The sequence below is a fragment of the Janthinobacterium sp. P210005 genome (genome assembly GCF_036231865.1).
In the GTDB taxonomy this organism is placed as follows: domain Bacteria; phylum Pseudomonadota; class Gammaproteobacteria; order Burkholderiales; family Burkholderiaceae_D; genus Janthinobacterium; species Janthinobacterium kumbetense.
In genome coordinates, this window is the sequence record NZ_JAZARC010000002.1 from 224680 (window position 1) to 250863 (window position 26184).

Below are 26184 nucleotides of genomic sequence, written 5' to 3' on the forward strand. Positions count from 1 at the left end.
CAGAAAAAAACCCGTCCGGAGCGAACCGGACGGGTTTTTCCTTGCGACTACCGCATTGCTGCGGCGGCAAAATTACTTCTTGTCAGCAACAACTTCAGCAGCAGCGGCTTCAGCAGCAACGTGGCCAGCCGGTACCGAAGCGGTAGCGATGGTCAGGTTGGCGCCGTGGGTGACCGCGGTCACGCCAGCTGGCAGGACCAGGTCGCCAACGTGCAGCGAGTGACCGACGTCGATGTTCGACAGGTCAACGTTGATGAATTCTGGCAGTTGGCCTGGCAGGCACGAAACTTCGATTTCGTTGGCTACGTGGCTGATGGTCGCGCCGTGCAGTTTGACTGCTGGGGAAACGTCAGCGTTCGTGAAGTGCAGAGCAACTTTCACGTGGATAGCTTGCTTAGCGTCAACGCGTTGGAAGTCAGCGTGCAGAACCAGTTGTTTGTATGCGTGGACTTGGAAGTCGCGCAACAGAACTTGCTGGGAAACGCCGTCGATTTCCAGGTCCAGGATCGACGAGTGGAACACTTCTTTTTTCAGCGCGTGGTACAGGGCGTTGTGATCCAGCGAGATCAGCACTGGGGCTTCAGCGCCACCGTAGACGATACCAGGGGTTTGGCCGGAAATGCGCAGGCGGCGGCTCGCTCCGGAACCTTGCAATTCGCGTTTAAATGCGATAACTTTCATGTGAAACTCCAAGAAGAACAAGGCTTGCGCCTTGTGTTATGAAGATTCCCGCGACCAGGAATCTTCGAAAATGGGCGCATACGCGCCCCGAAAACTAAAATACTACGGCGCAACAGGCAAAAAGCCGGTCGCGCCGCAGGTGACGTCTGTTGCTGCTCTTGTCGAATTAATCGATAAAGAGGGAAATAACCGAATCGCCCTTGATGATGCGCTTGAACGTCTCGGCCAGCAGCGGCGCGCACGTCAATTGACGGATCTTGCCGCAGGCCAGGGCCGCTTCGGACAGGGGGATCGTGTCGGTCACGACCAGCTCATCGAGTGGCGAGGCCGAAATACGGTCGATCGCCGGGCCCGACAGCACTGCGTGCGTGCAATACGCCACGACTTTTTTCGCGCCGCGCTCTTTGAGCACTTCGGCAGCCTTGGTCAGGGTGCCTGCCGTGTCGACCATGTCATCCATGATCACGCAGTTGCGGCCTTCGACTTCACCGATGATGTTCATCACTTCCGACACGTTCGCTTTTGGACGACGCTTGTCGATGATGGCCAGGTCGCAGCCCAGGCGTTTTGCCAGGGCGCGCGCACGTACCACACCGCCGACGTCCGGCGACACCACCAGCAGATCCTGGTAGTTTTTCTTTTGCAGGTCGCCCAGCAAAATTGGCGAAGCGTAGATGTTGTCGACTGGGATATCGAAGAAACCTTGAATCTGGTCAGCGTGCAAGTCCATGATCAGGACGCGCTCGACACCGGCTTCTTCCAGCATGTTCGCCACCACCTTGGCCGAAATTGCCACACGCGCGGAGCGTGGACGACGGTCTTGGCGGGCGTAGCCGAAGTAAGGAATCGCGGCGGTGATGCGGCCAGCGGAAGCACGTTTCAAGGCATCAACCATCAGCATGATTTCCATCAGGCTGTCGTTGGTTGGAGCACAGGTGGATTGCAAAACAAAAACATCCTTGCCGCGTACGTTTTCGTTAATCTCGACCATTACTTCGCCGTCGGAGAATTTCGAAACGTTTGCTTTACCGAGAGGGATGCCGAGGTTTTTTGCGACCCCCTCTGCCAACGCTGGATTCGCGTTGCCGGTAAAAACCATCAGGTTTTCGTAAGCCATGGGAGTCCCAAGAGGTGATATAGAAGTCTTGAAAAGCACTAACCGGGCATAGGCCCGGTCAGTCATTGTTTAGAATATGCCGCGTGGCGACATATCTGCTTTTTCCCGTACTGGACGCCAACTTCGCATCGACAGACTACGGTGAAATGGTGGCAGGGGAAGAAGGATTCGAACCTTCGCATGCTGGAATCAAAATCCAGTGCCTTAACCAGCTTGGCGATTCCCCTACGTTACTGACTGCTTGCCGTCATGTTGGCCAGTATTATACCGACTATTTGACGCTAAGCAAAATCTTTTTTTGCTCTTTACAACACCGTGAGCATCGGGTGGCGATTCAGCGCTTTTGCCTTCCAGGCGATCCAGACTGGTGGCACATTGCTGAGCACCGCATCCGCTTCTTCCTGACTGCCAAACGCACTAAACACACAAGCACCGGAACCAGTCATCCTGGCCTCACCGTAAGCACCCAGCCATTCTACCGCATCTGCTACCGGCTTGAAAAGACTGCATGCCACTTGCTGTAAATCATTCTTACCAAACCCGCCCGCATCGTTTCCTTCTGCGAGGTGCCTGGAAAAGTCCGCTATTGTGACGGGTTCGGTATTTCTCGTCAAGCCTTCCGCGCAAAAAATTGCGGCGGTAGGTACTTGCACGCCCGGCTCGATCACCACATACCAGCATTCGGGCGTGGCGACGGGCTGCAGGGCCTCGCCCACGCCTTCGGCAAAGGCGTTTTCGCCAAAGATGAAAAATGGGATATCGGCGCCCAGCGGCAAGCCCAGCGCCATCAATTCCTCCCGGCTCAAGCCCGCTTGCCACAGACGGTTCAAGGCCATCAGGGCCGTGGCCGCATCGGACGAACCGCCCCCCAGGCCGCCGCCCATGGGCAGCACCTTGTCGATGGCGATATCGACGCCGCGCGGCAAGGCGCCCGTGCGGCGCAGCACTTCCGCCTGCAGCAGTTTCGCGGCGCGGATGATCAGGTCCTGCTCTTCCGGCACGCCGGCCAGCGCCGTCACGCGGCGGATCAGCGTGTCGTCGCGCAGCGCGAAGTGCAAGGTGTCGCCATGGTCGAGCAACTGGAAAACCGTCTGCAGCAGATGGTAGCCATCGGCGCGGCGGCCGTTAACGTGCAGAAATAAGTTCAGTTTGGCGGGAGCCGGGCAATGATTCAGGGTCGTCAATGTCATGGTGCAGGTGTGGATGGGGCGGCATCGAGCACGATGCGCAGCGAGACGGCATCGGCCTGCGCGCTGGTGGTGCGTTCGGCATCGATACGCCGCGGTTGGGGCAAGGCGCCCGGTGTATTCTCAGCAGCATCTTGCCACGACACGTAGCGCAAGCGCCAGCCGTCTTTGGTTGTCACGCTGTCATTGGCCGGTGATGCGACGAAGCGCTTGCCATCGGCGCCCACGGCATAACCTTGCAGCCAGTCGCGCAAGCCCGACACGGGCAGGGACCAGCCCAGCATCTGCGCGCTCAGGGTATCGACATCGGGCGCGCTGCGCGGCGCCTTGCCGCTTTGCGTCAACACGGCCTGCTGCGGCGTGACGGCGATCGTCGCCAGGGTGCTGCCGACGGGCGTATACAGGGTCACATCCGTGCGCGCGGCCGTCTGCAGCCAGTTGAAATTGACGGTGGCCGATTCGGGCTTGTCATCCTTCTGGTACACGACGTTCAGACGGCCCGTCAGCTCCACCTGTTCGCGGTAGGGCGCGACGGCGTCGCCCGATGGCGCGGCGCCGGATGAAAAGGGAGAAGTCAGGGTCGAGCAGGCCGAGAGGGCCAGGCACAGGACCGTCAGGGGCAGGAAATGTTTGGACATGGGTTTGGACATGGGCACAAGGAAAAACCAGCGCCATGGCGCTGGTTTCTCATAGTTGAGTTAATCGATTCAATCACAAACTGACATTCAAGCGCGCCAGGGTGCTTTTCAGCGCATCGTTTTTCGGATCCTTGCCTTGCGCCTCGCGCCACAGCTTTTGCGCTTCGGCCTTGTCGCCCTTCTGCCACAGCACTTCGCCCAGGTGGACGGCGATTTCCGGATCGCTGCGCACGGCATAGGCGCGGCGCAGCGCGTTTTCCGCGGCCGCCAGGTTGCCCATGCGGAACTGCACCCAGCCCATGCTGTCCATGATGAACGGGTCGCCCGGCGCCATCTGCAAGGCTTTTTCGATCAGCGCATGGGCTTCCGGCAGGCGGATGCCACGTTCGGCCAGCGAGTAACCGAGGGCGTTATACGCGTGCTGATTGTCGGGCGCCAGCGCCATCACGCGGCGCAGGCTCGCTTCCATCAGCTCGAGTTTATCCAGGCGCTCGGCCAGCAAGGCATAGTCGTACAGCAGTTCCGGATTATCGGGGAAGCGCAGCAAGGCGTTTTCCAGCACCGTATAGGCGCTTTGCACGTAGCCGGCATCGCGCAGGAATTGCGCATCGACCAGCAGCACCTGCGCCTGGCTTGCCGGATCGTCCGTTTCGATTTCCGTCAGCGCCTTGCGCGCCGCATCGAGATTGCCGCCACGGGCGATCAGCTGGGCGCGGCGCAAACGCGCCTCGACATAACCGGCGGACGCACTGTTGTCGATCTTGTCCAGCCAGGCGATGGCGCCGGCCGTGTCGCCGCGCGTTTCGGCGATCTGCGACAGTATCATCAGGGCCTTGAACGGATCGCGCGCGTCGCCAGGGGATTTGTCGAGCACGGCCAGGAAGCGCTTGAAATACTGCTCCGCGCCCTTGGTATCTTCCAGCTGCAACGCCACGATGCCGAGCGCATACAGGCCGCCCAGGTTGTCGGGCTGACTTTTCAGCAGCAGCAGGAATTGGTCGCGCGCCGGCTCCAGCTGTTTTTGCTCGACCAGCAGGCGCGCATACGCGCCGCGCACCTCGACAGCGTCCAGATTCTTTTGCAGGAAGGCGGCCAGCACCTTGCCTGCCGCCTCGGGTTCGCCCGTCACCTGCGCCAGGGTCAGCGCGGCCAGCTCGGAGTTCGGCTTGATCGCCAACGCCTTGTTCGCTTCGCCGATGGCGCGTTCACGCTCGCCTATCGACAAGGCGCCCTGCGCCAGCACCAGGTGGGCTTCGAACATGTCCAGGTAGGGCTGCACCAGGCGCGTCACCATCGAATAGGCATACAGCTTGTCATTCGAACGCGACAGGATCTGCTGCATCTGGAACAGGGCCACGCCGCGCGCGCCCGGCGGTGCATTGGCCAGGCGCTCGGCAAAAATCGGTTCCGCTTCTTCGATCTTGTCCGTCAAGACGACGAAGCCGAGGAAGAACTGGGTCGCCTCATCCGATTCGGGCGCCAACTCGCGCCACAGGCGGATGGCCGCCAGCGCTTCGCCTCCCTGCTTGGCGGCCAACGCCATTTCGGAGGCGCGGCGCGCCAGGCGCGGATCACGCGTCTGCTGCGCCGCCACCATCATCGTCACGTACGGCCCTTGCCACTGGCCGCTCTTGAATTCCATTTCAGCCTTGGTCAGCTTGTACAGCAAATCGCTGCTCAACTCGACCTTGGGCAGCTTCTCGCCCTTGGCGTCGTCGTCGGACTCGGTACCGGCCGCTTGCGGCGCAGCGGCCGCAGCGGGGCTGGCCGCCCCATCGGCGGGGGCAACAGGCGTCTGTGCCATGGCATGCGTGGCCATCAGGGCGGACAAGGTTACAATGGCGAAAGCGTTTTTCAAAGGCTGATCCTGGCTAAACGGCAAAGTTTGATTCTACGCCCAACGCGGCTATCGCGTACTTCACGTATGTAACGAAATATATACGTCGTGGCGGCGTAGCGTGCCCGGGCCAGCCATCGGCCGGCGACCCGCCTGTTTTTTACCCGGTTTTCCATCATTCGAGCCCTATGCCAGAATTGCCAGAAGTCGAAGTCACACGGCGCGGTGTCGCGCCCCACATCGAAGGGCGCGCCGTGCGTGCCGTCGTGCTGCGCCGCGACGGCCTGCGCTGGCCCTTCCCCCCTGCCCTGGGCGAACAATTGTCGGGGCAAACCATCGGCCTGACGGGGCGGCGCGGCAAATACCTGCTGATCCACTTCCGCCACGGCACCCTGATCATCCACCTGGGCATGTCGGGCCATTTGCGCGTGCTGCCCACTGGGACGGAGGCGCAAAAGCACGACCATTTCGACCTCGTCGTGGAAGACGCGGACGGCAGCAGCCAGGTGCTGCGCATGACGGATCCGCGCCGCTTCGGCGCCGTGCTGTGGCATGACGAGGCCGACGGCCCGCTGGACGGCCACGCGCTGCTGCGCGGTCTGGGCACGGAACCGCTGGAAGGCGGCTTCACTGGCCAGCTGCTGTTCGAGAAAACGCGCAACAAGGGCACCAACATCAAGCAGGTGCTGATGGCGGGCGACATCGTCGTCGGCGTGGGCAATATCTATTGTTCCGAAAGCCTGTTCCGCGCGGGGATCAACCCGAAGACGCCAGCCCGGCGCATCGGCCTGGCCCGCTATGAGAAACTGGCGCAATCGATCCGCGACGTGCTGGCCGAAGCCATCGTGCAGGGCGGCAGCACCCTGCGCGACTTCATCGGCGTCAACGGCCAGTCCGGCTACTTCCAGCAGACGTATTTCACGTACAACCGCGCGGGCAAGCCATGCCGCGTGTGCGGCGCGCCGATACGGCAAATCGTGCAGGGACAGCGTTCCACGTTTTACTGCGTGAATTGCCAGAAATAGCCACACTCACAGAGGGAGCCAGATGGTCAGAGACTTGGAACAATACAGCGCATGGCGGCAGGACGTGCAGGCCGCCTTGCAGGCATACCGGCAAGCCGCCAGCGCGGCGGGCCTGGTCGACGGCGCCTCCGCGCTGCGCCTGGCGCGCTGTGGCTCCCGTCTGACTGACGACCGCCTGTCCGTGGCCTTCGTGGCGGAATTCTCGCGCGGAAAATCCGAGCTGATCAACGCCATCTTCTTTGCCGGCTATGGCCAGCGCATCCTGCCCTCGGGCGCGGGCCGCACCACCATGTGCCCCACCGAGCTGCTGTACGACGCGGCCTGGCCGCCATCGATCCGGCTGCTGCCCATCGAGACGCGCGCCCAGAACCTGTCGACCAGCGACTACCGCGACCTGCCCGCCGCCTGGACCGTCTTGCCCCTGAATATCGAGGCGGGCGGCGACATGCAGGAAGCCATCCGCCAGGTCAGCCTGACAAGGAAAGTCAGCCAGGAAGAAGCGGCGCGCTACGGCCTGTACGACGCCGACGATGCGGACGCGCCCTCGATGCTGGACGAGGACGGCCAGGTGGAAATCTCCATGTGGCGCCACGCCATCATCAACTTCCCCCATCCGCTGCTGAAACAGGGCCTGGTGATTCTCGACACGCCCGGCCTGAACGCCATCGGCACGGAACCGGAACTGACCCTGAACCTGATCCCGAATGCGCACGCGGTGCTGTTCATCCTGGCGGCCGACACGGGCGTCACGCGCAGCGATATCGAAGTGTGGCGCAACCATATCGGCGCCGGCGCGGGGCGCCTGGTAGTGCTCAACAAGATCGACAGCATGTGGGACGAATTGCGCGGCGATGCCGAGGTGGCGCAAGCCATCGAACGCCAGCAGGCCAGCGTGGCGCATCTGCTGACGCTGGACGCGGGCCAGGTGTTTCCCGTCTCGGCGCAAAAGGCCCTGGTGGGCAAGATCAACCACGATGCGGCGCTGCTGGAAAAGAGCCGTTTGCTGCCGCTGGAGACGGCCCTGTTCGAGGAGCTGATCCCCGCGCGCAAGGACATCATCCGGCGCCAGCTGGCGTTCGACCTGGACGCCATCGAGGCGGCGCAGCAGGTGCAGGCGGCGGCCCGCGCGCGCGGCATCGCCGAGCAACTGCACGAGCTGCACAGCCTGCGCGGCAAGAACCAGAGCGTGATCGCGCACATGATGCGCCGCGTCGATATCGAGAAGAAGGAATTCGACAGCAGCCTGTTCAAGCTGCAGGCCACGCGCGCCGTGTTTACCCGCCTGTCGACGGAACTCTATACAAGCTTGGGCATGGATATCGTGCGCAACGATATCGATGGCGTACGCGCCGCCATGCAGCGCAGCCGCTTTTTCACGGGCTTGCGCGAAGCCGTGCGCCAGTATTTCGAGCGCATCACCCGGAACCTGGACCGTTCGGAAGGCAAGACGGCCGAGATCACGGAAATGATGAACGTGATGTACCGAAAATTCGCCACCGAACATGGCCTGGCGCTGGCCTTGCCGATGCCGTTTTCGCTGGCCCGCTACCGCCAGGAGATCGCCGATATCGAAGCCGTGTATCACAAGCAGTTCGGCACGGCCACCTTGCTCACCACCAGCCGGGTCGTGCTGATGGAGAAATTCTTCGACACCATCGCCTCGCGCGTGCGCCGCAGTTTCACCAACGCCAACGACGACGCCAGCGCCTGGCTGAAAGTCATCATGGCGCCCCTCGAAGCGCAGATCGTCGAATACAAGGAACAGCTGAAACTGCGCTTTGCCTCGATCCAGCGCATCCACGACGCCACGGGCAGCCTGGAACAGAAAATCGCCGGCTTCGAAGCCAGCCTGGCGGCGCTCGAACGCGACAAGGCGCAGCTGGCGCAATTGCTCGCTGCCTTGCGCACGGCCAGCGCCACATAAGACACGCAACAACACGCCACAAGATACTGGAACCCTGCATGAAACGTCTGCTGCATCCGCTCTCGCCCGCCACGGGCGTGGCCCCCATTGAAGATTATATCGACCCGACTTTTTCCGCCACCGTCATCGCCTGGCAAAAGCAGCATGGCCGCCATGCGCTGCCGTGGCAAAACACGCGCGACGCCTACCTGATCTGGCTGTCCGAAATCATGCTGCAGCAAACGCAGGTCACCGCGGTACTCGGCTACTATGCGCGCTTCCTCGAACGCTTCCCTACCCTGCGCGATCTGGCCAGCGCCCCGGTGGAAGACGTGATGGCGCAGTGGAGCGGCCTCGGTTACTACACGCGGGCGCGCAACCTGCACAAGTGCGCGCAGCGCGTGGTGGCCGAATACGACGGCGTCTTCCCCAGCGACCCGGCCTTGCTGGCCGACCTGCCCGGCATCGGCCGCTCGACGGCGGCCGCCATCTCCGCGTTCTCCAGCGGCACACGCGCAGCCATCATGGACGGCAACGTCAAACGCGTCTTCGCGCGCACCTTCGGCATCGATGCCTATCCCGGCGAAAAACGGGTCGAGGAAGCCATGTGGCGCCGTGCCGAAGCGCTGCTGCCGGAGACAGGTATCGAAGCCTACACGCAGGGCCTGATGGACTTCGGCGCCACCCTGTGCACGCGCAGCAGCCCCGATTGCGGCCGCTGCCCGCTGCAGCCGCGCTGCGTGGCCTACGCTACGGGCCGCACCAAGGATCTGCCGGTGCGCAAACCGAAGAAAACCAGCCCGGAAAAACACGCCGTCATGCTGGTCATCATCGACGATGGCCAGGTGCTGCTGGAGCAGCGCCCAGGTTCCGGCATCTGGGGCGGCTTGCTGTCGCTGCCGGAACTCGATGGCCACGTGCTGGCCGGCGAAGACTGTCCGCGCGACATCGATCAGGATGCGCTGACGCGCGCCGTGGCGCCGTTTGGCGCAATCGAAACGCAGGAACGGCTGCTGCCCATCGTACACGTGTTTACCCACTACAAACTGCACATCGCTCCCTGCCGCATCACCCTGGCGCGCCGCCTGGCGCTGGCCGGGGAAGCGACGCACGTCTGGTATGACGGCGCGAAAATCGCGGACGCGCCGCTGCCCGCCCCCATCAAGAAACTGCTGCTGGACCTGTTCGGCGATGCGCGCGCGGCGCAACGCAGCATGTTCTAGTGCGGCATTTTTTACTGCTCGCGCTGGCGGCGCTGTGTCTGCACGGCGCCCACGCGGCGAACGACCTGCCCGAGGTAAGAATTGGCGTACTGGCCTACAAGGGCGGCGACGCCGTGCAGCAGGACTGGTCGTACGTGACGCGCCACCTGCAAGCGAGCATTCCCGGCATCCGTTTCACCCTGGCCGACTACGACCAGGCGGGCCTGACGCGCGCCGTGCAGTCGCAATCGATCGCCTTTGCCATCACCAGCAGCGGCCATTACGTGGCGCTCGAGCACAGCGATGGCGCCAGCCGTATCGCCACCCTGGAATCGCCATGGACGGAGTCGCCGCGCCAGGCCATCGGCTCGGCCATCGTCGTGCGCAGCGCGTCGCCACTGCATGACCTGGCCGACCTGGCTGGCAAGAACGTGATGGCCGTGGCGCCCGACGCTTTTGGCGGCTACCAGATCGCCGCGCGCGAACTGCGCGAAGCGGGCATCGATCCCACGCATGATTTTGCCAGCCTGCGCTATAGCGGTTTTCCGTCGCAGCAGATCATCGACGCCGTGCGTGCGGGGCGCATGGATGCGGGCATCGTGCGCACCTGCCTGCTCGAACAGATGGTCGCGCGCGGCGAAGTGCGCGCCGAGGAACTGCGCGTGATCACCACGCGCCCGATTCCCGGTTTTCGCTGTGCCAGCTCGTCGCGGCTGTATCCGGACTGGCCCTTCGTGGCCCTGCGCCAGACGCCGCCCGCGCTGGCAAAAAAAGTGGCGCAAGCCCTGCTGGCCATGCCGCGCACCGACGAAGGCTACAGCTGGACGGTACCCAGCGATTACCAAATCGTCGATGAGCTGTTCCGCGACCTGCGCATCGGTCCCTACGCCTACCTGGACAAGCTGACGTTCGAGACGGCGCTGCGCCGCTACTGGGGCTGGATGCTGCTGGTGCTGGCCCTGCTGGTGGCCTGGGCCGTGCACACGGTGCGCGTGGAATACCTGGTCAGCCGGCGCACGGAGCAACTACGCGCCGCCCAGCACCAGCAGCGCGCGCTGGAAGAGCAGGCGCGCCAGCGCCAGGCCACGCTAGACCACACGGCGCGCCTGGCGATTCTGGGCGAAATGGCCAGCGCCATCGCGCATGAATTGAACCAGCCGCTGGCCGCCATCGGCAATTTCGCGCGCGGCATGGCGCGCCGCATCACAGCGGGTCGGCTCGATGCGGCGCCCCTGCTCGACGGCGCGCAGGAAATCGCCACGCAAAGCGAACGCGCGGGCGCCATCATCCGTCACATTCGCGCGATGGCGCAAAAGCGTCCCGCGCACAGCACGGCCTTCGCCCTGGCCGACGCCGTGGAGCAAGCCGTGGCCCTGTTCCGCGCAGCCCATCCGCAAGCCAATATCAGCTGGCGCCACGAGGCGGTCAGCGCGGCACCGCGCGTGCTGGCCGACCCGCAGCAAGTGCAGCAGGTGCTGCTCAATTTACTGAAAAATGCGCTCGATGCGCAGCTGGAAAACGGCAATCCGCAGCACCCCATCGGCGTGCTGCTGCACCGCGAAAACGGCGCCTGCACGGTGGCCGTGCGCGACGCCGGCTGCGGCCTGGAAGCGGCGCAGATGGCGCGCCTGTTCGAACCCTTCTTTACCACCAAGGCCGAAGGCCTGGGCCTGGGCATGTCGCTCAGCAAAAGCATCATCGAATCGTTCGGCGGCAGCCTGTCGGCGCACGCCAACGCCGATGCACCAGGCTTGACGGTCTGGTTCCGCCTGCCCGAAGATACCGGCCTGGGAGCCAACAAGGAAACACCATGAATGAAAGCGATGCGATCATCTTTGTCGTCGACGACGACGCCGCCATGCGCCGCTCGCTGGCCTATCTGTTCGATTCGGCGGGCTGGAAGGTCGAGACGTTCGAGTCGGCGCGCGACTTCCTGCAGCGCTACGCTGGCCATGTGCCCGGCTGCCTGCTGCTCGACGTGCGCATGCCTTTGATGAGCGGACTGGAACTGCAACAGGAGTTGAACAACAGGACCGGGCACGCCATCTCCCTGCCAGTGATTTTCCTCAGCGGTCACGGCGACCTGGCCATGGCCGTGCAGACGATGAAGGCGGGCGCCTGCGATTTCCTGGAGAAGCCGTGCAAGGACCAGGTGCTGCTGGACGCCGTCAGCCGGGCCGTGGCCCGCAGCGTGGAAGAAAGCCGCAGCGCCGCCAGCGCGAATACGGCGCAATCGACGCTGGCCAGGCTCACCGCGCGCGAGCGCGAGGTGGCATTGCTGATGGCCGAAGGCAAAGCCTCGAAAGTCATCGCCCGCGAACTGGGCATCAGCGACAAGACGGTGCAGGTGCACCGCCATAACACGATGGAAAAACTGGGGTTGCATTCAGCAGCCGAGGTAGCCCGGCTGCTGATGGCCAGCGGCGAGATTTAAGCCCGCACGATACGCGCCGGCAGCCCCTGCCGCACCGACGTGCCCGAGACGGGATCGACAAACACGTTCTTGTCGCCGCGGCTCGGGTCCGTCAATCCCAGGTCATTCAGGTTGATGCCCGCGCCGATGGCCGGCTCATCTGGCTGGCGCAGCTTGCCGATACGGTGGGCGCGCGCACCGTGCTCCTTGTGGCCGAAACCGTGTTCGACGGCGATCACGCCCCGCTGCACGCCATGGCGCAGCATCACCGTGGCCCTGGCCCTGCCGCCAGGCGTTTCCAGGTAAATGGCATCGCCATTTTCCAGCTTCAAGCGGGCTGCATCGTCGGGATGCACGGCGACCGGGTTGTCCGGATGGATGCCGCGCAAGCGCCGCGCACCGATGCTGTAGGAATTCTGCAGCGCCGATTTAAAGCTGATCAACTCGAACGGCCACTCGCTGGCCGGATAGGTTTTGCGCACGGACGTACCGTCGGCAAACGCCGCCACTCGCCACGCGGGCGTGCCGGGGAAACGCTTGCCGCTCAAGCTGTTCTTGCTCACGCCCAGGCCCTCGTTGTACAGCATCATCGGTTTCAGATAGCGGTGTGTGGACCAGTCCTCCGGATACGGCGTCTCGTCGATCACGGGTGCAGGAGCTGCCGGCGCCTTGGGATTCGCCGGTGGCGGCAGGCGCAGGCCGAACATCTCGCCATAGCTCTGGTAGCGCCCTCCCCGCGCCAGCATGAAGGCCACCTTGCGCCACTCTTCCGGCTTCAAGGTGCGCTCCAGTTCGGGGCGGATGCGCGCCACGCCGGACAGTTCGATATCGTCGTCGCTAGCTTCTGGCACGGACGTTTTCCCTTGCCAGGCGATGTTGGCGCCGCCCCGCAGATACCAGTCTTCCGCGCGCTGCAAGGGGAAGCGCTGGCCATCCATGTCTTGCAAGGCTTCCGGACCGAAACCGGGCAAGTCCATCGTTTTCGCCAGCGCGATGAAGAACGATTCCATGCAGATGGTCTGGCCGTCCGGCGTCTTTTGCACGCGCGGTTCGACCACGGGCCAGCGCGCCGTGCTCATTTTGACTGGCATGCCGCCCCAGGCGCCAGCCCAGCCCCAGCTTTCATACAGCAAGGTATCGGGCAGCAGGTAGTCGGCAAACGCCGAGCTTTCATTGATGAAGGGGTCGATGGCGACGATCAGGGGAATCTTCTTCGGATCGGCCAGCTCCTTGCCGATCTGCGCGCGCAAGCCCGTGATGCCGTAGACGGGATTGCAGCTCCACAGAATCAGCGCCTTCAGGGTGTACGGGTAGCCGTTCATGGCGCTGGTCAGCCACTCGGTGGCCAGCGCGGGCGCATTCGGATACCACGGCGCCTTCGCCGGATACGCCTTGCCCGCTTCTTTCTTCAGCTTGAATTCCGAGGTTTTTTCATACGGCACATTGCGCCCGATCGGCATGCCGGCCGCCTTGATCTCGCCATCGAAACTCTCGAGGTTATAGCGCGGACCGGGTCCCGCATCCTTGAAGCTGCCGCCGTTGACCAGGGTGCCGCCCTTGCGATTCAGGTTACCGATCAGGGTATTGAGCATGACCAGCGCATACGCGTTATAGAATCCCGCACCCGACATCATGCCGCCGTGCGCATTGACGGCGGCGCGCTTGCCATGACTGGTGAGTTCCTGCGCCAGGCCTTCGATGATGTCGCGTGAAATGCCGCAGGCCGCCGCGTATTCATCCATGCTGTGGCGCTGCGCTTCCTCGTTGAGCATCGTCATGGCCGTCTTCAGGTGCAGTGGTGCACCCGCCACGTCCAGCGGGCCGTCGAAGAACAGGCGCGCCTCATCCTTGGCGGCATTGTGTGGCACGATCGCTTGCGTGGCGAAGTCGATCACGCAAAAGGCGTCGCCATCCTTGTAGCGCTCTTCTTCCGACAACTCCACCGCGCCCATATCCGACGCGCGCAGGTAGCGGCCATCGCGTGGATGGCCCTTCTCGTTGATGATCAAATGCGTGGCATTGCACCAGGCGGCCTCGCCCGCCGCTTCCGCCACCTTCAGGTTCGGTTGCACGAGGAAGTTGCGGTCATAGCGTTCGTGCTCGATGATCCAGCGGATCATGCCCATGGCCAGCGCGCCATCCGTGCCCGGCTTGATCGGTACCCAGCGGCTGCGGTCGCCCGCAGCCAGGCTGTCCGCATTCGTCAGCACGGGGTCGACGACGACGTAGCTGAATTCGCGCTTGCCCGACCTTGCTTTCGCGATCAGCGTGCCCTGGCGCTTGAACGGGTTGCCCGCATTGCCCGGCGCCGTGCCGACGAAAATGCAAAATTCCGTATTTTCCAGGTCCACTTTCGCGTGCGGCATCTTCTTCATGTCGCCGAACATGGCACCCGAGCCGCTGCGGTAGGCGCCGCCACAATACGAACCGTGGTTGACCAGGTTCAAACTGCCGTACGACTGCTTGAAAAAGCGCGTGCCGAACGCCAGGCGGCCATCGTCGGTACTGCACATCAGGCCCACCTGGTTCACTTGCGGGCCCAGTTCCGGCTGCGTCGGATCGATCGGTTTTTCAAGCTCGCGCAAGGCGCGCAGCCCCTGCACGTGGCCTTCGCCAAACAGGTCGCCGCCTTCCGTCACTTCCTTCACCAACTGGTCGAAGGCGATCGGTTCCCACTGGCCGCCGCCGCGCGGTCCCACGCGCTTCATGGGCGCCAGTACGCGGAACGGCGACTCCATCTGTTCCAGCACGCCGTTGCCGCGGCCGCAAGCCGTCGAACGGCCCTTCAGCCCCTTTTCCTGGAAGCGCGACAGCGACACAAAGCTGTCGCGGATCGAGGTTTGATACGGCAGCGCCGGGTCGGCCGACAGGGGGCTGTAGGGATTGCCCGCCACGCGCAGCACCTTGCCGCTCTTTTTATCCAGGCGCACGCGCACGCCGCAAAACGTGGTGCAGCCCATGCACATGGTGTAGCTCACTTGCTGGTCGGGATTGACCGTCAGCTTGCCCGTGGCCGTATCGACGGAAAACTCGGGCGGCAGGGAATTGCCGTGCAGTTTCTGCACGGGCTTATCCTTGCCCAGCGCGTGGTCGACCATGCGGCCGGCCGTGGTGGAAAAGCTGGCGGCAAACGCGGCCAGGCCGCCGCCGATGGCGCCGTAGCGCAGCAGCTTGCGGCGCTTTTCGTGCTCGTCTTCAGGCGCGCCGTTGTCTGCGTTGTGGTGTACTTGATCGTTCATCGTTAACTCCTCAGTGCGTGGCCATGGCGGGACGGCTGCGCGTAGCGACGACGCGTCCCGCCCATGGCAAAAATTCCAGCATCAGCAACAGCAGCGCGATCCACAGGCCGGCCGTGCCGATGATCCCCATCAAGCCATCGTTCCCCATCGGCAGGTGGTAGTCGTACAGGCCCGCGCCCGTCTTCGGGATCGTCTGGCCGCCGATGAAAATCGTCCAGCGCATCATCCAGGCGCTGTGCAGCGCAATCAGGCCGTTGACGAGGCCACTCGTGGCCGGGCGCCAGATGGCCAGCACCATCGGCACGATGGACGACAGCACGGCCCAGGCAGCCGTGAACTGCCATTGCGGCATGCCGGCCACCTGGGTGAACGCCATGCTGTGGCTGGCGCTGACGCCGGAGAGACTCACGAACAGCCAGCCGCCGCCCAAGGCCAGCACCAGCGCCAGCGACAGGGCCAGCGCGCGGTTCAGGGACACTTCCAGCGCCTGGTCGCGGCCCGGCAGGCAGCGGTTGAACAGCAGCGCCAGGCCAACGGCCCCCACGAAGGCCGTGGCGGCAAATTGCGCCGGAAGGAAAGGCGTGAACCACAGGGGACGGGCACGCACCACCATCACTTCCATGCCCGTGTACAGGCCCACGACGAAGGCGGCCAACAAGGTGAAGGCAGCGGCGACGCGAATGGCCCGCAAGGATGCGGCGCCGCCGCGCCCCAGCAAACGGTAGGCGAAGGCCAGGCGGTCCTGGCCCTGTCCCCGTGTGGCGAAGTCCACGCGCAGCGCCAGCCACGCGTACAGCATCAAACAGCCCAGATACAGGGGGATGAAGAACGAGCCCCACGACATCCACGACTGCGGCTGGAAGTAAATATAGAAATGGTAGAAGCGGCCCGGCCCGTGCAAGTCGGCCAGCAGCGCCACGGGCGCCGTCATGCCGCAGACGAGGGATGCCAGCAGCGCGATGCGTCCCAGGCGTTCATACGCCTTGCGGCCAAAGACGAAGTACGGCAGCGTCAGCATGAAACTGCCATAACTGAGGCCGATGAGGAAAAAATACTGCACCGCCCACGGCAGCCATGCCGCTTCGCGCGTGACGTTGAGAATTTCGGTGATGTGGCTGTCCATGGTTTATTTCCCGTGTTTGCTCGGTTGCCAAAGAGTCGCTTCGCCCTCGACGTGGCCGGCGAAGCGCGTGTCCAGTCCCAGGTAAAACACGTGGGGCTGGGTGCCCTGCTCGGGTTTCAGCACCTTCACCTTGTTCTCGGTCAGCAGCTGGTGCACCACGCTGTCCGGGTCATTCAGGTCGCCGAAGATACGCGCGCCGCCCACGCAGGTTTCCACGCAGGCAGGCAGCAAGCCTTCATCGACCCGGTGCGCGCAGAACGTGCATTTGTCGGCCTTGCCCGTTTCGTGGTTGATGAAGCGCGCGTCATACGGGCAGGCTTGCACGCAGTAGGCGCAGCCCACGCAGCGGTCGCCATCGACGACGACGACGCCATCCTTGCGCTGGAACGTGGCGCCGACGGGACAGACGGGAATGCAAGGGGGATTGGCGCAGTGGTTGCACAGGCGCGGCAGCATGTAGGTGCCGCAGCGGTTCTCTTCCTTGACTTCATAGGTCGAGACGACGGTGCGGAAGCTGTTTTCCGGCACGGCGTTTTCCATGATGCAGGAGACCGTGCAAGCCTGGCAGCCGATGCATTTCTGCACATCGACCACCATCGCCCAACGCTGGCCGCCTTCGCCCTTGGTGGCCGCCTTGCCTGGCAGCGGCGCGATGGCCGCCCCGATGGTTACGGCTGGCAAGGCGCGCAAGAAACTGCGGCGCGATTCAATCATGACACTCTCCTTGACTATGGGCGGCAAGCCCTTGTTGACTTGCTGCCATGATAGAAAAGAAGGCGCTACGGGGGTATTGGGATGATCGGGTGGGGACCTAGATGATCATGCCAATTGACAGAGGAGAGGAATGGGGGTAATGCGCTTACAACTCGTCGAGCGAATACAGCCTGCGGTGCTCGCGGATCGCGTAGCGGTCCGTCATGCCGGCGATGTAGTCGGCGATCTTGCGCGCCTGCTGCGTGACGTCGCCATCCCTGAGTTGATAGTCGGGCGGCAGCAGGGCCGGTTCGGCCATGAAGCTGTCGTACAGTTCGCGCACGATGCGGCTCGCCTTCACGCGCATGCGGTTGACCTGGTAGTGGCGGTACAGGTTCGCGCGCAGGAACCGCTTGAGCTCCGTCGCATCCTTGCGCATGGCGTCCGAAAAACGGATCAGCGGGGGACTGGCGCGCACTTCGCTGACGTCGCGCGGAGCGGCGTCCGCAATCAGGGAAGTCGACGTGACGATCAGATCGTCGGCCAGGGCCGTGATCAGGCGGCGCAAGGTTTCGTAGATGGCGCGCCGGCCCGACAGGCCGGGAAACGCCTGCTGCACGTCGCGCCACAGGCGGCCGAAGAATTCCACCTCTTCCAGCTGGGCGATGGTAATCAGGCCGGAACGCAGGCCGTCGTCGATATCGTGGCTGTTGTAGGCGATTTCATCGGCCAGGTTGGTCAGCTGCGCTTCCAGGGTCGGTTGCGTGCGATCGATGAAGCGCTGGGCCACGGGGCCCAGTTCGCGCGCATGCGTCAGCGAGCAGTGTTTCAAGATGCCTTCTCGCGTCTCGAACATCAGGTTCAAGCCATCGAAGGCGCCGTAGTGCTCTTCCAGGGTGTCGACCACGCGCAGGCTTTGCAGGTTGTGCTCGAAGCCGCCGTGCGCCTGCATGCATTCGTTGAGCACGTCCTGGCCCACGTGGCCGAATGGCGTGTGGCCCAGGTCATGCGCGAGCGCGATGGCTTCCACCAGGTCTTCGTTCAGGCGCAGGTTGCGCGCGATGGAGCGGCCCACCTGCGCCACTTCCAGGCTGTGCGTCAGGCGGGTGCGGAACAAATCTCCCTCGTGATTGAGGAACACCTGGGTCTTGTACTCGAGGCGGCGGAAAGCCGATGAATGGATGATGCGGTCGCGGTCGCGCTGGAACTGGCTGCGCGAGGCGTGCGGCGCCTCGGCAAAGCGACGTCCCTGCCCCTGTGCCGAATGGGCTGCGTACGGGGCGAGGAAGTCTTCGGGCAGCATGTTATTGCACTCCGGCGGCCAGGGTGGCCAGCACCAGTTCATGCGGTGCGGACGTGATGTTCGGGCTGCCCAAGGGTTGCAACAGGATGAACTTGATGGCGCCGCCCTCGTTCTTCTTGTCCACTTCCATCAGTTCCAGCCAGCGCTCGACGCCGAGGTCCGGCGCCTTCACCGGCAAGCCGGCGGCGGCGACCAGCGCGCGCACGCGCTCCACGGCCGCCTGGTCGATATAGCCCATGCGGCACGACAGGTCGGCCGCCATCACCATGCCGCAGCCGACGGCTTCGCCGTGCAGCCAGTGGCCGTAGCCCAGGCCCGCCTCGATGGCGTGGCCGAAGGTGTGGCCGAAATTCAGGATGGCGCGCAAGCCGCCTTCGCGCTCGTCCTGGCGCACCACGTCGGCCTTGATTTCGCACGAGCGGGCGATGGCATAGGCCAGGGCGCCCTTGTCGCGCGCCATCAGCTTGGCCATGTTCGCCTCGATCCAGTCGAAGAATGCCGCGTCGATGATGGCGCCATGCTTGATCACTTCGGCCAGGCCGGCCGACAGCTCGCGCGCCGGCAGGGTTTCCAGGGTCGAGGTGTCGGCGATCACGGCGCGCGGCTGGTAGAAGGCGCCGATCATGTTCTTGCCCAGCGGGTGGTTGATGCCCGTCTTGCCGCCAACGGAGGAATCGACCTGCGCCAGCAGGGTGGTGGGCACCTGCACGAAGCCGATGCCGCGCATGTAGCTGGCGGCCGCATAGCCGGTCAGGTCGCCGATCACGCCGCCGCCCAGCGCCACCAGGGTGGTCTTGCGGTCGCACTTGTTGGCCAGCAGCGCGTCGAAGATCTGCATCAGGCTGGCCCAGTTTTTATATTCTTCGCCGTCCGGCAGGACGATGCTGATCACCTCGCGGCCATCGCTGGCCAGCGCCGCCTGCAGGCGGCCCAGGTACAGGGGGGCGACGGTGGTATTGGTGACGATGGCCACCTTGTGGCCGCTGATATGGCGCAGCAGCGCGTCGGCGTCGGCCAGCAGGCCGGGACCGATGGCGATCGGATAACTGCGCTCGTCGAGGTCTACGCTCAACAACATTTTGGATTGCTCGTTCATCGAAGGCTCTGCATGAATGACGCAGTTGGGCGAGGCCTCGCATTCGAGGCTGGCCAGCTGCATCAGGATGGTCTGAACCATCGATTGTACGTTAGGACGGCCCGTGTCGATCACAATGTCGGCCACTTCCATGTAATGGGGCTCGCGCTGGGACGTCAATTCTTCCAGCTTGCGGCGCGGGTCGGCCGTCTGCAGCAGGGGGCGGTTCTTGTCGTGGCTGGTGCGCGCGAGGATGTTGCTGACGCTGGCACGCAGGTAGACGACCGTGCCCCGCTCCTTCAGATAGGCGCGGCTGTCGGCGTTGAGGATGGCCCCGCCGCCTGTGGCCATGACGATGCCTTCCTGGGCGCTCAGGTCACGGATCACCTCGGCCTCGCGCCGGCGAAAGCTGGCCTCGCCCTCGATTTCAAAGATCCACGGGATGGTCGCTCCCGTGCGTGCCTCGATTTCGTGGTCGGAATCGACAAAGCGCAAGCCCAGCTTGCGGGCCAAAATGCGCCCGATCGTGGTTTTGCCTGCGCCCATGAGGCCGACAAGAAAGATATTACTGTTGGAAATTTCGGACACTTTTTATATCAATCAGAAAATAAGCAGGCACCGCCTCTACGGCGCCCGTTTCCCCTTACGTCAAGGACAGGAGAATGTCAGTCTAAACGGGTAACTGGTGGCGTTACCCAGCGGCGTCGTCACTGTTACATTAAACGTGCTGACCACATTCGCTACACAATTTGTCGGCGTCAGGCTGTTAATTGTAACGGCATGCCGGCCTCCCTGGTTACCTTGAATGTTGCCTCCGGTACGGTCATCCACGCCAAGCGTGTTGTGCGGATAGATATTTTGTATGCTGTCCGGAGTGATGGATCCAACGCCATTGATCATATTCGTGATCGCGACCGTGGTCCCGGAAGGCATGGGGTTTTGATGCAAATCGCTGAATCTCAAGCTGAATTGACGCACTGCAGCGGCTGAAACGCTCCCAAGATCATAGGTGCTGCGATCCAGGCTGACCTGGGCCGACTGATCGAACAGCGTGACATTTTCGGGACGGCTGCCGCTCAGGAAGATGGCGATCTTCGCGAACAACGTCTTGCTGCCGTCCGAAGTGCTGGCGCAGATGGTGGCAAGACCGGGCCACAGGCTGTCGGCCGTGCCGCCATTGCTGACATCATTGCAGGGCGTGACAGGTGGATTGGTGGCCACACGCGGGTTCTGGCTGCGGAAGTCGACCGAGCAGCCGCCGTTCATGGTGGTGCAGCCGCCCATGCTGGACGAGCCGATGGCGCCCAAATTGCTCTGAAATGCCACCGGCGTGCCGTCAGGAACAGGGTTGCCCGCTTGGTCTGCCAGCAAGATAGTGACGGTCGTGGCAGGGGTGCCTACGGGGCTGTCATACGACCAGCCTTCCACGCTGGACTTGACGGAGCTGAGCGAAAACGCCGTTTGCACAGGCAAACCCGTCGTTACCAGGATGGAATCGGACAAGGTGGAAATGCCAGAGGCCAGGCTGGCCTTGACGCGGAAGGTGGTCGGGGTGGTGCCGGAACTCACGGTGGTGATGACGTCACCATTGGCATCCGTGGTGTCTTTCACTTTATTGAGCGTCATGCCAGGGCCGTTCAACAACGAAAACGTCACTTCCTGGCCGACCAGCGGTTTGTTGAAAGTATCGAATACGCGGAAAGTGAGCGTAGCCATTTCCGTGCGCGCTATGCCGCCCTGCCCTTGAATCACGATCGATTTACCTACCGGGCTGACGCTGGAAAATTGTACCGATGCCGGCGCGACGCGGCCGATCGGCAGCGTCGCGTGATACATGGAAGCGCTAGCCGCGACTGTGGCATTGACCATATCGTAGTCATTGCAACCCAGGTCACGGAAAACAGCTGTGGCCTTGCCATTGACTACCGGCACGCCGCTGGTCACGCTAGCCTTGCCGGCCTGCACGCAAGTCGAACTGAAATTTACCGTCTGGCCTGATCCCGTGTACAGGCTGGTGCCAGCCATGACATCAACCGTGACGTTGGTGGTGCCATAGGCCGGGATGCTGGCGGGCGAAAATTGCATGTTACTCGCTATCAGATCGGTGGCTCCCAGCACATAATTGATCTGGCTGCTGGCAACGGCACCATTGGCCGTCGTGGTCGCCCGCAACGTGGCGGCGCCGCTGGCGGACAGGCTGAATGGCCGCAGCGTGACGCTGGCCGTACCTGTCGCATCGGTCAGTGCCGTCCCTACCGATGGTGACATCACTGCCATGGTATTGTCAGTCGAGAATGCCACCAACACGTCGCTGATCGGTTTTCCGTTCAAATCGGTCACCAACGCCTTGGCCGTCAGCGGCGCGGCGCTCGACAGCGCGTTACTGGCGCTGCCGCCGTTAAGCAGCGATAGCGTCATTTTGGCGCCCGATGCCTGGGCCGCCTTGATGTCATAGCTCGCCTCACCGCTTACCGTGGCGGTGCCTGCCGCAACAGTGGCCGTCAGCTTGCCCGCACCGGTAACCGTCGCATTCAAGGCCGAGACGGTGATGCTGGCATAGCCCTTGGCGTCGGTCAACGCCGTGCCGTTGGTTGACGACAACGATACCAGCGTGGCATCGCTTGAAAACGTGACCACCGCATTGCCGATGGGCGCACCATTCTTGTCGCTGACAAGCGCCTTGGCCGTCAACGGTGTCGTGCTGCTCAATGCATTGCTGGGCAGGCCCGCCCCGTTATACAAGGTCACGCTGACCGCCGCGGCCACGCCGCCCGTCGTGCCGCCACTGCTGCCGCCATCGATGGTCGGATCGCCGCCACCGCCGCCACACGCGGCCAGCAAGGTGCCCAGCGCCAGCAAGACCAGCCAATTCGATACCCGACTCCAATAAGTGTTGCCCCAAGATACATTCCGCATAGTCGCCATCAGTCCGCTTTCGTGTGCATTGTTACTTAAACGTAAAGATGTGACATTAACGTGTTGCTGGCCGATCTGCCACTATTTTCGGCGTAATAAACACCATCAGTTCGGTTTTTTCTTGACTGCGGCCCGTGCTGCGGAAAAAAACACCAAGTACGGGGATGTCGCCCAGCAGCGGCACCTTGCTGTCCGTGCCCCGCTCGGATTGCTGATAAATGCCGCCTAGCACCACCGTGCCGCCATCTTCCACCATCACTTGCGTGCGCACGTGCTTGGTGTCGATGGCGAAGCCGGAGCGGGTTTCCTGGCCCACGCTATCCTTGTTGACGTCCACTTCCAGCACCACGTTGCCGTCCGGCGTGATCTGCGGCGTCACTTCCAGGCGCAAGTTCGCCTTGCGAAAGGTGATCGACGTGGCGCCGCTGCTGGTGGCCACCTGGTACGGCAGCTCGATGCCCTGTTCGATCAGCGCCAGCACCTTGTCGGCCGTCACCACGCGGGGGCTGGAAATGATCTTGCCCCTGCCGTCCGCTTCCAGCGCGGACAATTCCAGGTTCAGAAAACGGTTGGCGGCCGCCGAAAACAGGCTCAGGGCGAAACTGGCCGGCTGCAAGCCATTGATACTGGCGGCCGGCAAGTTGACAAATTGCGTGTTCGGCACGAAGGCGCCGGCGCCGGCCACCGTTTGCCCCGTCGCCTCGCCCACGCCCTGGTAACTGCCGCCGATGGCCGCGCGGCGCCCGCTGCCGCCCAGGGAAAATCCGGGCACCTGGCCCGCCGCCAGGCGCTGGTCCGTAAAACCCAGGCGCGCGCCCAGGTTGCGGCTGAAACTGTCATTCGCCTCGACGATGCGCGCCTCGATCATCACCTGCCGCGTGGCAATATCTGTCTTGGCGATCAGTTGACGGATCTGCTCCAGGCGCGCCGGCACGTCGGTGACGAACAGCTGATTCGTGCGCGGCTCGATCAGCACGCTGCCACGGCGCGACAGCAGGCGGCTGCGCCCTTCTCCCGCGTCCAGGGCGAACACCGTGCGGAACGCTTCGGCCTTCTGGTAATTGAGCTGGAAGATGGCTGACTGCAAGGGTTCCAGTTCCGCGATCTGCGCGCGCGTTTCGAGCTCCAGCTTTTCGCGCGCCAGCATTTCCTCGCGCGGCGCGATCCACAGCACGTTGCCATTGCGCCGCATGTCCAGTCCTTTCGCCTGCAGCAGCACGTCAAGCGCCTGGTCCCACGGCAAGTCGCGCAGGCGCAAGGTCACGTTGCCCACCACGCTGTCGCTGGCGACGATATTTTGCCCCGACGCATCGGCCAGGATGTGCAGGGCCGCGCGCACGCCCACGTTCTGGAAGTCGACGGAGATTTTCTCGCCGGCATATAAACGCGGCGCCGACACGTGCACCACGGCTTCCTGGGCAAGGCTGCTGACGTGCAGACACAGCATGGCGGCCAGCAGCATGCGGTGCGGCCTCATGGCACCGCCTCGGGCAGGCTGGCCTTCGCAGCCGCCCCCGCCGCCTGCAAGGCCAGGCTGCCGCGCCGCTCACGCCAGGGACCATCCGCCTCGCGCAGCAATTCACGGTACTGCAGCGCCTGTTCACTGATATCCGTCACCACGCCGTGGTCTTGCCCCAGATACTGGCCCACCGCCACCCGGTACACGCGCTGGCCCGCCAGCAGCAGCGCGCTCAGGCGCCCATCCTGTTGCACGCTGCCGACCATGCTGATGGCCGGCAAAGCCACGCTTTCCAGCGGTTCGCGCACGCGCCGCAGGTCGGGCCCCGCCACAGCGCCCCGTTGCCCCGGCGCGCCGGCCAACGGCAAGGCGCCAAAAGGATCGCCCAGGGCGGCAGCCGCGTACGGCTGCGGCGCGACAACGGCAAGCGGACGCCATGCCGCAGCGGATGCACCCGCCTTGGACGCCAAGGCCTCTTGCGCCGCCCGCTCCCCCGCTGCGGGCAAGCGATACGCGTGCAGCACGGCATCGAGGGTCAACAGACGATCCTTGCCGAGGGTCAAGGCCAGCCCATGTACCGTGACGATGCGCGGCAAGCGCGCCAGGTCCGCCAGCAGCGCGCCCATGGCGTGGTAGCCGCCGCGCAACTGTATGGCGATCGGCAAGGCGACATACGGCGCTTGCGGCTGGGCCGCGCCGGGCTTGAACAGGGAAAATTGCAGCCCGCGCGACTGGCCTGCGGCATTAATCTGCGTCAACAGCAGCGCCATCGCCTGCTGGTCGGGCAGTTGCTGTTCCAGCAAGGCCAGCTCGGCGCCGGCCTGGCGCTGCTGTGCGCGCCAATGCGGCAACTGCTGCGCCCTGGCTTGCGCCGACAGATACGCGGCACGCAAGCGGACCTCCTCGTCTTGCCCCGCCTGCATGGCCGCAAACAGTCCATCCAGCCACGCAAGGTGCAGCAGGGCCGCCACCAGCGTCGCGGCCAGGGCGGCGCAAGCGAGGCGCGCGGGTAGCGGCCACAGCGACGCGATCTTCAAGCTCAGCATGATCAACCTCCAGGACTAGGGTGCCAAAGCCAGCCGTACCGTCCATTCCACGGCGCCATCGGCCGCGCCGCGCACTTCCACCAATTCCGGGCGGGACCAGGGCGCCGCCTGTTCTAGCCCCAGCAGCAATGCCGCGACCTTGTCCTGCGACGCAGCCTGCCCCTGCAAGCGCACCATCGCTGTTTCCTGGCGCACACTGTGCAAGGCTACGCCAGCCGGCATCGCCCGCGCCAGCGCGTCCAGCATGCGCACCCAGGCATTGCGTTGCTGTTGCAAACTGCCCATGGCTTGCTGGCGCAGCAGCAGCGCGGCCGTCTCGCCCTGCACCCGTTGGCCAACGACAAGCACGGCATCGACTTGCTGCATGGCACTACGCCAACCCTCCTGGCGGCGCAGTTGCGCGTCGAGCTGGTACCGCAGCCAGGCCCCCGTCGCCACGGCCAGCAGCAGTCCCAGCAGCGCCCCGCCCGCCAGTTGCCACAGCAACAGCTGAATACGCCTGCGCCGTGCCGCGGGGCGATACGGCAACAGGTTGATGCGCTGCACTTGCGCCCGGACCGTCATCGGGCGTACCGGTGCAGAGCCAGGCCCCAGGCCAGCTGGTAGGCCACGCCACCGTCGGGCAGGGCTTGCCAGCCACCCTGCGCGAGCGCCGCCTGCATGGCCATTGCCTCGCTATCCATGACGACGGCCTGCAAGCCCGCCGCCGTGGCCGCATCGAGACGGCGCTGTACGCTGGCGCGCCGCGCCGCCACCAGCAGCACGTCAACCTCCTTGCCTGTTGCGCCAGCCAGCGGCGGCGCGGGGCCGAGTATGAAAAAATCCAGGCTGGCGTCTTCCAGCGCAAACGGCATGTATTGGGCCGCTTCCAGTTCCACGAGGATTTCCAGCTGTTCCTCCGGCAATCCTGCCGGCAGGCGGATCGCATGCGTGATCAGGGCCGTGGCCGGCATGGCCAGCGCCACCCGCGTGCAAGCGCTGCCACTGTCGCGGTGGGCCTGGCGCAAGGCATCGGCCAGGCCGTCCATGTCCTCGACATTGCCTTCCAGTATCACGCCGGGCGTCAGCGCGGCGGCGCCGCAATGCTGGCACGACAGTCTTCCCCGCCGGCGCCTCAACTCGACCACGCGCACGGCATCGTCCGCGATGTCGACGCCCAGCAAGCCGATGCCAAGAAAATTGCTGATGGACATGTTTTTCATAGAGAAACGTCAGCGTGGGAGAGGTTCCTGCCATCCGACAGCCTAGTCCCGGCGACGCTGGCTTGTAAATGGATTTCAGGCCGGAGTCTGCGGCGCGCGACGCCTATCTGGCCGGGCCGTGATCT

Annotated in this window: 19 protein-coding genes, 1 tRNA gene and 1 pseudogene; 5 read left to right on the forward strand and 16 right to left on the reverse strand. The window is 63.9% G+C overall.

Annotated elements, in window-relative coordinates:
- Window positions 1-72: 72 nt before the first annotated feature.
- The 6 genes from VPH40_RS11010 to VPH40_RS11035 all read right to left on the reverse strand — a co-directional run bounded on the left by VPH40_RS11010 (window position 73) and on the right by VPH40_RS11035 (window position 5481).
- On the reverse strand, window positions 73-681 hold the full coding sequence (locus tag VPH40_RS11010; protein ID WP_077408940.1) for a 50S ribosomal protein L25/general stress protein Ctc: 609 nt from the start codon (window positions 679-681) through the stop codon (window positions 73-75).
- Window positions 682-847: 166 nt separating this feature from the next.
- Window positions 848-1798 (reverse strand): ribose-phosphate pyrophosphokinase, encoded by a 951-nt coding sequence (locus tag VPH40_RS11015; RefSeq protein ID WP_034753270.1) that lies wholly within the window; start codon window positions 1796-1798, stop codon window positions 848-850.
- Window positions 1799-1948: 150 nt separating this feature from the next.
- Window positions 1949-2025, reverse strand: a tRNA-Gln gene (locus tag VPH40_RS11020).
- Window positions 2026-2103: 78 nt separating this feature from the next.
- Window positions 2104-2988 carry a 4-(cytidine 5'-diphospho)-2-C-methyl-D-erythritol kinase gene (gene ispE / locus VPH40_RS11025; RefSeq protein ID WP_289899510.1) on the reverse strand — a complete coding sequence of 295 codons (885 nt, stop codon included), beginning with the start codon at window positions 2986-2988 and terminating at the stop codon, window positions 2104-2106.
- Window positions 2985-3623, reverse strand: a complete 639-nt coding sequence (locus VPH40_RS11030) for an outer membrane lipoprotein LolB (protein WP_328573458.1) — start codon at window positions 3621-3623, stop codon at window positions 2985-2987. Before VPH40_RS11030 ends, ispE begins: the two co-directional genes overlap by 4 nt.
- 73 nt (window positions 3624-3696) lie before the next feature.
- Window positions 3697-5481: a tetratricopeptide repeat protein gene (locus VPH40_RS11035; protein WP_328573459.1), complete on the reverse strand. Its 1785-nt coding sequence runs from the start codon at window positions 5479-5481 to the stop codon at window positions 3697-3699.
- Window positions 5482-5648: 167 nt separating this feature from the next.
- On the opposite strand from VPH40_RS11035, the gene mutM reads away from it, so the two are divergent.
- The 5 genes from mutM to VPH40_RS11060 are packed head-to-tail and all read left to right on the forward strand — an operon-like array spanning window position 5649 to window position 12024.
- A complete protein-coding gene (gene mutM / locus VPH40_RS11040; protein WP_099665715.1) occupies window positions 5649-6485 on the forward strand; it encodes a bifunctional DNA-formamidopyrimidine glycosylase/DNA-(apurinic or apyrimidinic site) lyase in 837 nt (278 codons plus the stop codon).
- Between the two features lie 22 nt (window positions 6486-6507).
- The gene (locus tag VPH40_RS11045) at window positions 6508-8409 is read left to right on the forward strand and encodes a dynamin family protein (protein WP_328573460.1); all 1902 of its coding nucleotides are present in this window, start codon (window positions 6508-6510) and stop codon (window positions 8407-8409) included.
- 38 nt (window positions 8410-8447) lie between these two features.
- Window positions 8448-9611, forward strand: coding sequence for an A/G-specific adenine glycosylase (gene mutY / locus VPH40_RS11050; RefSeq protein WP_328573461.1), 1164 nt, complete (start codon window positions 8448-8450; stop codon window positions 9609-9611).
- Entirely contained in the window at window positions 9611-11404 is a 1794-nt protein-coding gene (locus VPH40_RS11055; RefSeq protein WP_328573462.1) for a sensor histidine kinase, read from the forward strand. Before mutY ends, VPH40_RS11055 begins: the two co-directional genes overlap by 1 nt.
- Window positions 11401-12024, forward strand: a complete 624-nt coding sequence (locus tag VPH40_RS11060; protein ID WP_328573463.1) for a response regulator transcription factor — start codon at window positions 11401-11403, stop codon at window positions 12022-12024. The genes VPH40_RS11055 and VPH40_RS11060 overlap by 4 nt, the downstream gene beginning before the upstream one ends.
- Here VPH40_RS11060 and VPH40_RS11065 read toward each other — a convergent pair.
- The 10 genes and pseudogenes from VPH40_RS11065 to pilM form a co-directional block, all read right to left on the reverse strand.
- On the reverse strand, window positions 12021-15242 hold the full coding sequence (locus VPH40_RS11065; RefSeq protein WP_328573464.1) for a molybdopterin dinucleotide binding domain-containing protein: 3222 nt from the start codon (window positions 15240-15242) through the stop codon (window positions 12021-12023). The two genes, VPH40_RS11060 and VPH40_RS11065, sit on opposite strands and share 4 nt — an antisense overlap.
- 10 nt (window positions 15243-15252) lie before the next feature.
- Window positions 15253-16365 carry an NrfD/PsrC family molybdoenzyme membrane anchor subunit gene (nrfD, locus tag VPH40_RS11070; protein ID WP_328573465.1) on the reverse strand — a complete coding sequence of 371 codons (1113 nt, stop codon included), beginning with the start codon at window positions 16363-16365 and terminating at the stop codon, window positions 15253-15255.
- A 3-nt stretch (window positions 16366-16368) separates the two neighbouring features.
- Window positions 16369-17079 carry a sulfate reduction electron transfer complex DsrMKJOP subunit DsrO gene (gene dsrO / locus VPH40_RS11075; RefSeq protein ID WP_077398882.1) on the reverse strand — a complete coding sequence of 237 codons (711 nt, stop codon included), beginning with the start codon at window positions 17077-17079 and terminating at the stop codon, window positions 16369-16371.
- A gap of 145 nt (window positions 17080-17224) precedes the next feature.
- Window positions 17225-18403, reverse strand: a complete 1179-nt coding sequence (locus tag VPH40_RS11080; RefSeq protein WP_442906637.1) for a deoxyguanosinetriphosphate triphosphohydrolase — start codon at window positions 18401-18403, stop codon at window positions 17225-17227.
- Window positions 18363-19982: a bifunctional shikimate kinase/3-dehydroquinate synthase AroKB gene (gene aroKB / locus VPH40_RS11085; RefSeq protein ID WP_369811624.1), complete on the reverse strand. Its 1620-nt coding sequence runs from the start codon at window positions 19980-19982 to the stop codon at window positions 18363-18365. Before aroKB ends, VPH40_RS11080 begins: the two co-directional genes overlap by 41 nt.
- Window positions 19983-20084: 102 nt before the next feature.
- Window positions 20085-22295 carry an Ig-like domain-containing protein gene (locus VPH40_RS11090; RefSeq protein ID WP_328573467.1) on the reverse strand — a complete coding sequence of 737 codons (2211 nt, stop codon included), beginning with the start codon at window positions 22293-22295 and terminating at the stop codon, window positions 20085-20087.
- A 112-nt stretch (window positions 22296-22407) separates the two neighbouring features.
- Window positions 22408-23733 (reverse strand): annotated as a pseudogene (locus VPH40_RS11095) (type IV pilus secretin PilQ); the annotation flags it as partial.
- A 92-nt stretch (window positions 23734-23825) separates the two neighbouring features.
- The gene (locus tag VPH40_RS11100) at window positions 23826-24857 is read right to left on the reverse strand and encodes a pilus assembly protein PilP (protein WP_328573468.1); all 1032 of its coding nucleotides are present in this window, start codon (window positions 24855-24857) and stop codon (window positions 23826-23828) included.
- Window positions 24858-24872: 15 nt separating this feature from the next.
- Window positions 24873-25421: a PilN domain-containing protein gene (locus tag VPH40_RS11105; RefSeq protein ID WP_328573469.1), complete on the reverse strand. Its 549-nt coding sequence runs from the start codon at window positions 25419-25421 to the stop codon at window positions 24873-24875.
- Window positions 25418-26050 (reverse strand): pilus assembly protein PilM, encoded by a 633-nt coding sequence (pilM, locus tag VPH40_RS11110; RefSeq protein WP_328573470.1) that lies wholly within the window; start codon window positions 26048-26050, stop codon window positions 25418-25420. Before pilM ends, VPH40_RS11105 begins: the two co-directional genes overlap by 4 nt.
- Between the last annotated feature and the right edge of the window lie 134 nt (window positions 26051-26184).

Excerpts from the sequence above, each read along its gene's own strand:
- VPH40_RS11010 (WP_077408940.1), bottom strand. The coding sequence starts at position 681 with ATGAAAGTTATCGCATTTAAACGCGAATTGCAAGGTTCCGGAGCGAGC.
- VPH40_RS11015 (WP_034753270.1), bottom strand. The coding sequence starts at position 1,798 with ATGGCTTACGAAAACCTGATGGTTTTTACCGGCAACGCGAATCCAGCG.
- ispE (WP_289899510.1), bottom strand. The coding sequence starts at position 2,988 with ATGACATTGACGACCCTGAATCATTGCCCGGCTCCCGCCAAACTGAAC.
- VPH40_RS11030 (WP_328573458.1), bottom strand. The coding sequence starts at position 3,623 with ATGTCCAAACATTTCCTGCCCCTGACGGTCCTGTGCCTGGCCCTCTCG.
- mutM (WP_099665715.1), top strand. The coding sequence starts at position 5,649 with ATGCCAGAATTGCCAGAAGTCGAAGTCACACGGCGCGGTGTCGCGCCC.
- VPH40_RS11045 (WP_328573460.1), top strand. The coding sequence starts at position 6,508 with ATGGTCAGAGACTTGGAACAATACAGCGCATGGCGGCAGGACGTGCAG.
- mutY (WP_328573461.1), top strand. The coding sequence starts at position 8,448 with ATGAAACGTCTGCTGCATCCGCTCTCGCCCGCCACGGGCGTGGCCCCC.
- VPH40_RS11060 (WP_328573463.1), top strand. The coding sequence starts at position 11,401 with ATGAATGAAAGCGATGCGATCATCTTTGTCGTCGACGACGACGCCGCC.
- VPH40_RS11065 (WP_328573464.1), bottom strand. The coding sequence starts at position 15,242 with ATGAACGATCAAGTACACCACAACGCAGACAACGGCGCGCCTGAAGAC.
- nrfD (WP_328573465.1), bottom strand. The coding sequence starts at position 16,365 with ATGGACAGCCACATCACCGAAATTCTCAACGTCACGCGCGAAGCGGCA.
- dsrO (WP_077398882.1), bottom strand. The coding sequence starts at position 17,079 with ATGATTGAATCGCGCCGCAGTTTCTTGCGCGCCTTGCCAGCCGTAACC.
- VPH40_RS11080 (WP_442906637.1), bottom strand. The coding sequence starts at position 18,403 with ATGAACTGGTGCTGGCCACCCTGGCCGCCGGAGTGCAATAACATGCTG.
- aroKB (WP_369811624.1), bottom strand. The coding sequence starts at position 19,982 with ATGGGCGCAGGCAAAACCACGATCGGGCGCATTTTGGCCCGCAAGCTG.
- VPH40_RS11100 (WP_328573468.1), bottom strand. The coding sequence starts at position 24,857 with ATGCTGAGCTTGAAGATCGCGTCGCTGTGGCCGCTACCCGCGCGCCTC.
- VPH40_RS11105 (WP_328573469.1), bottom strand. The coding sequence starts at position 25,421 with ATGACGGTCCGGGCGCAAGTGCAGCGCATCAACCTGTTGCCGTATCGC.
- pilM (WP_328573470.1), bottom strand. The coding sequence starts at position 26,050 with ATGTCCATCAGCAATTTTCTTGGCATCGGCTTGCTGGGCGTCGACATC.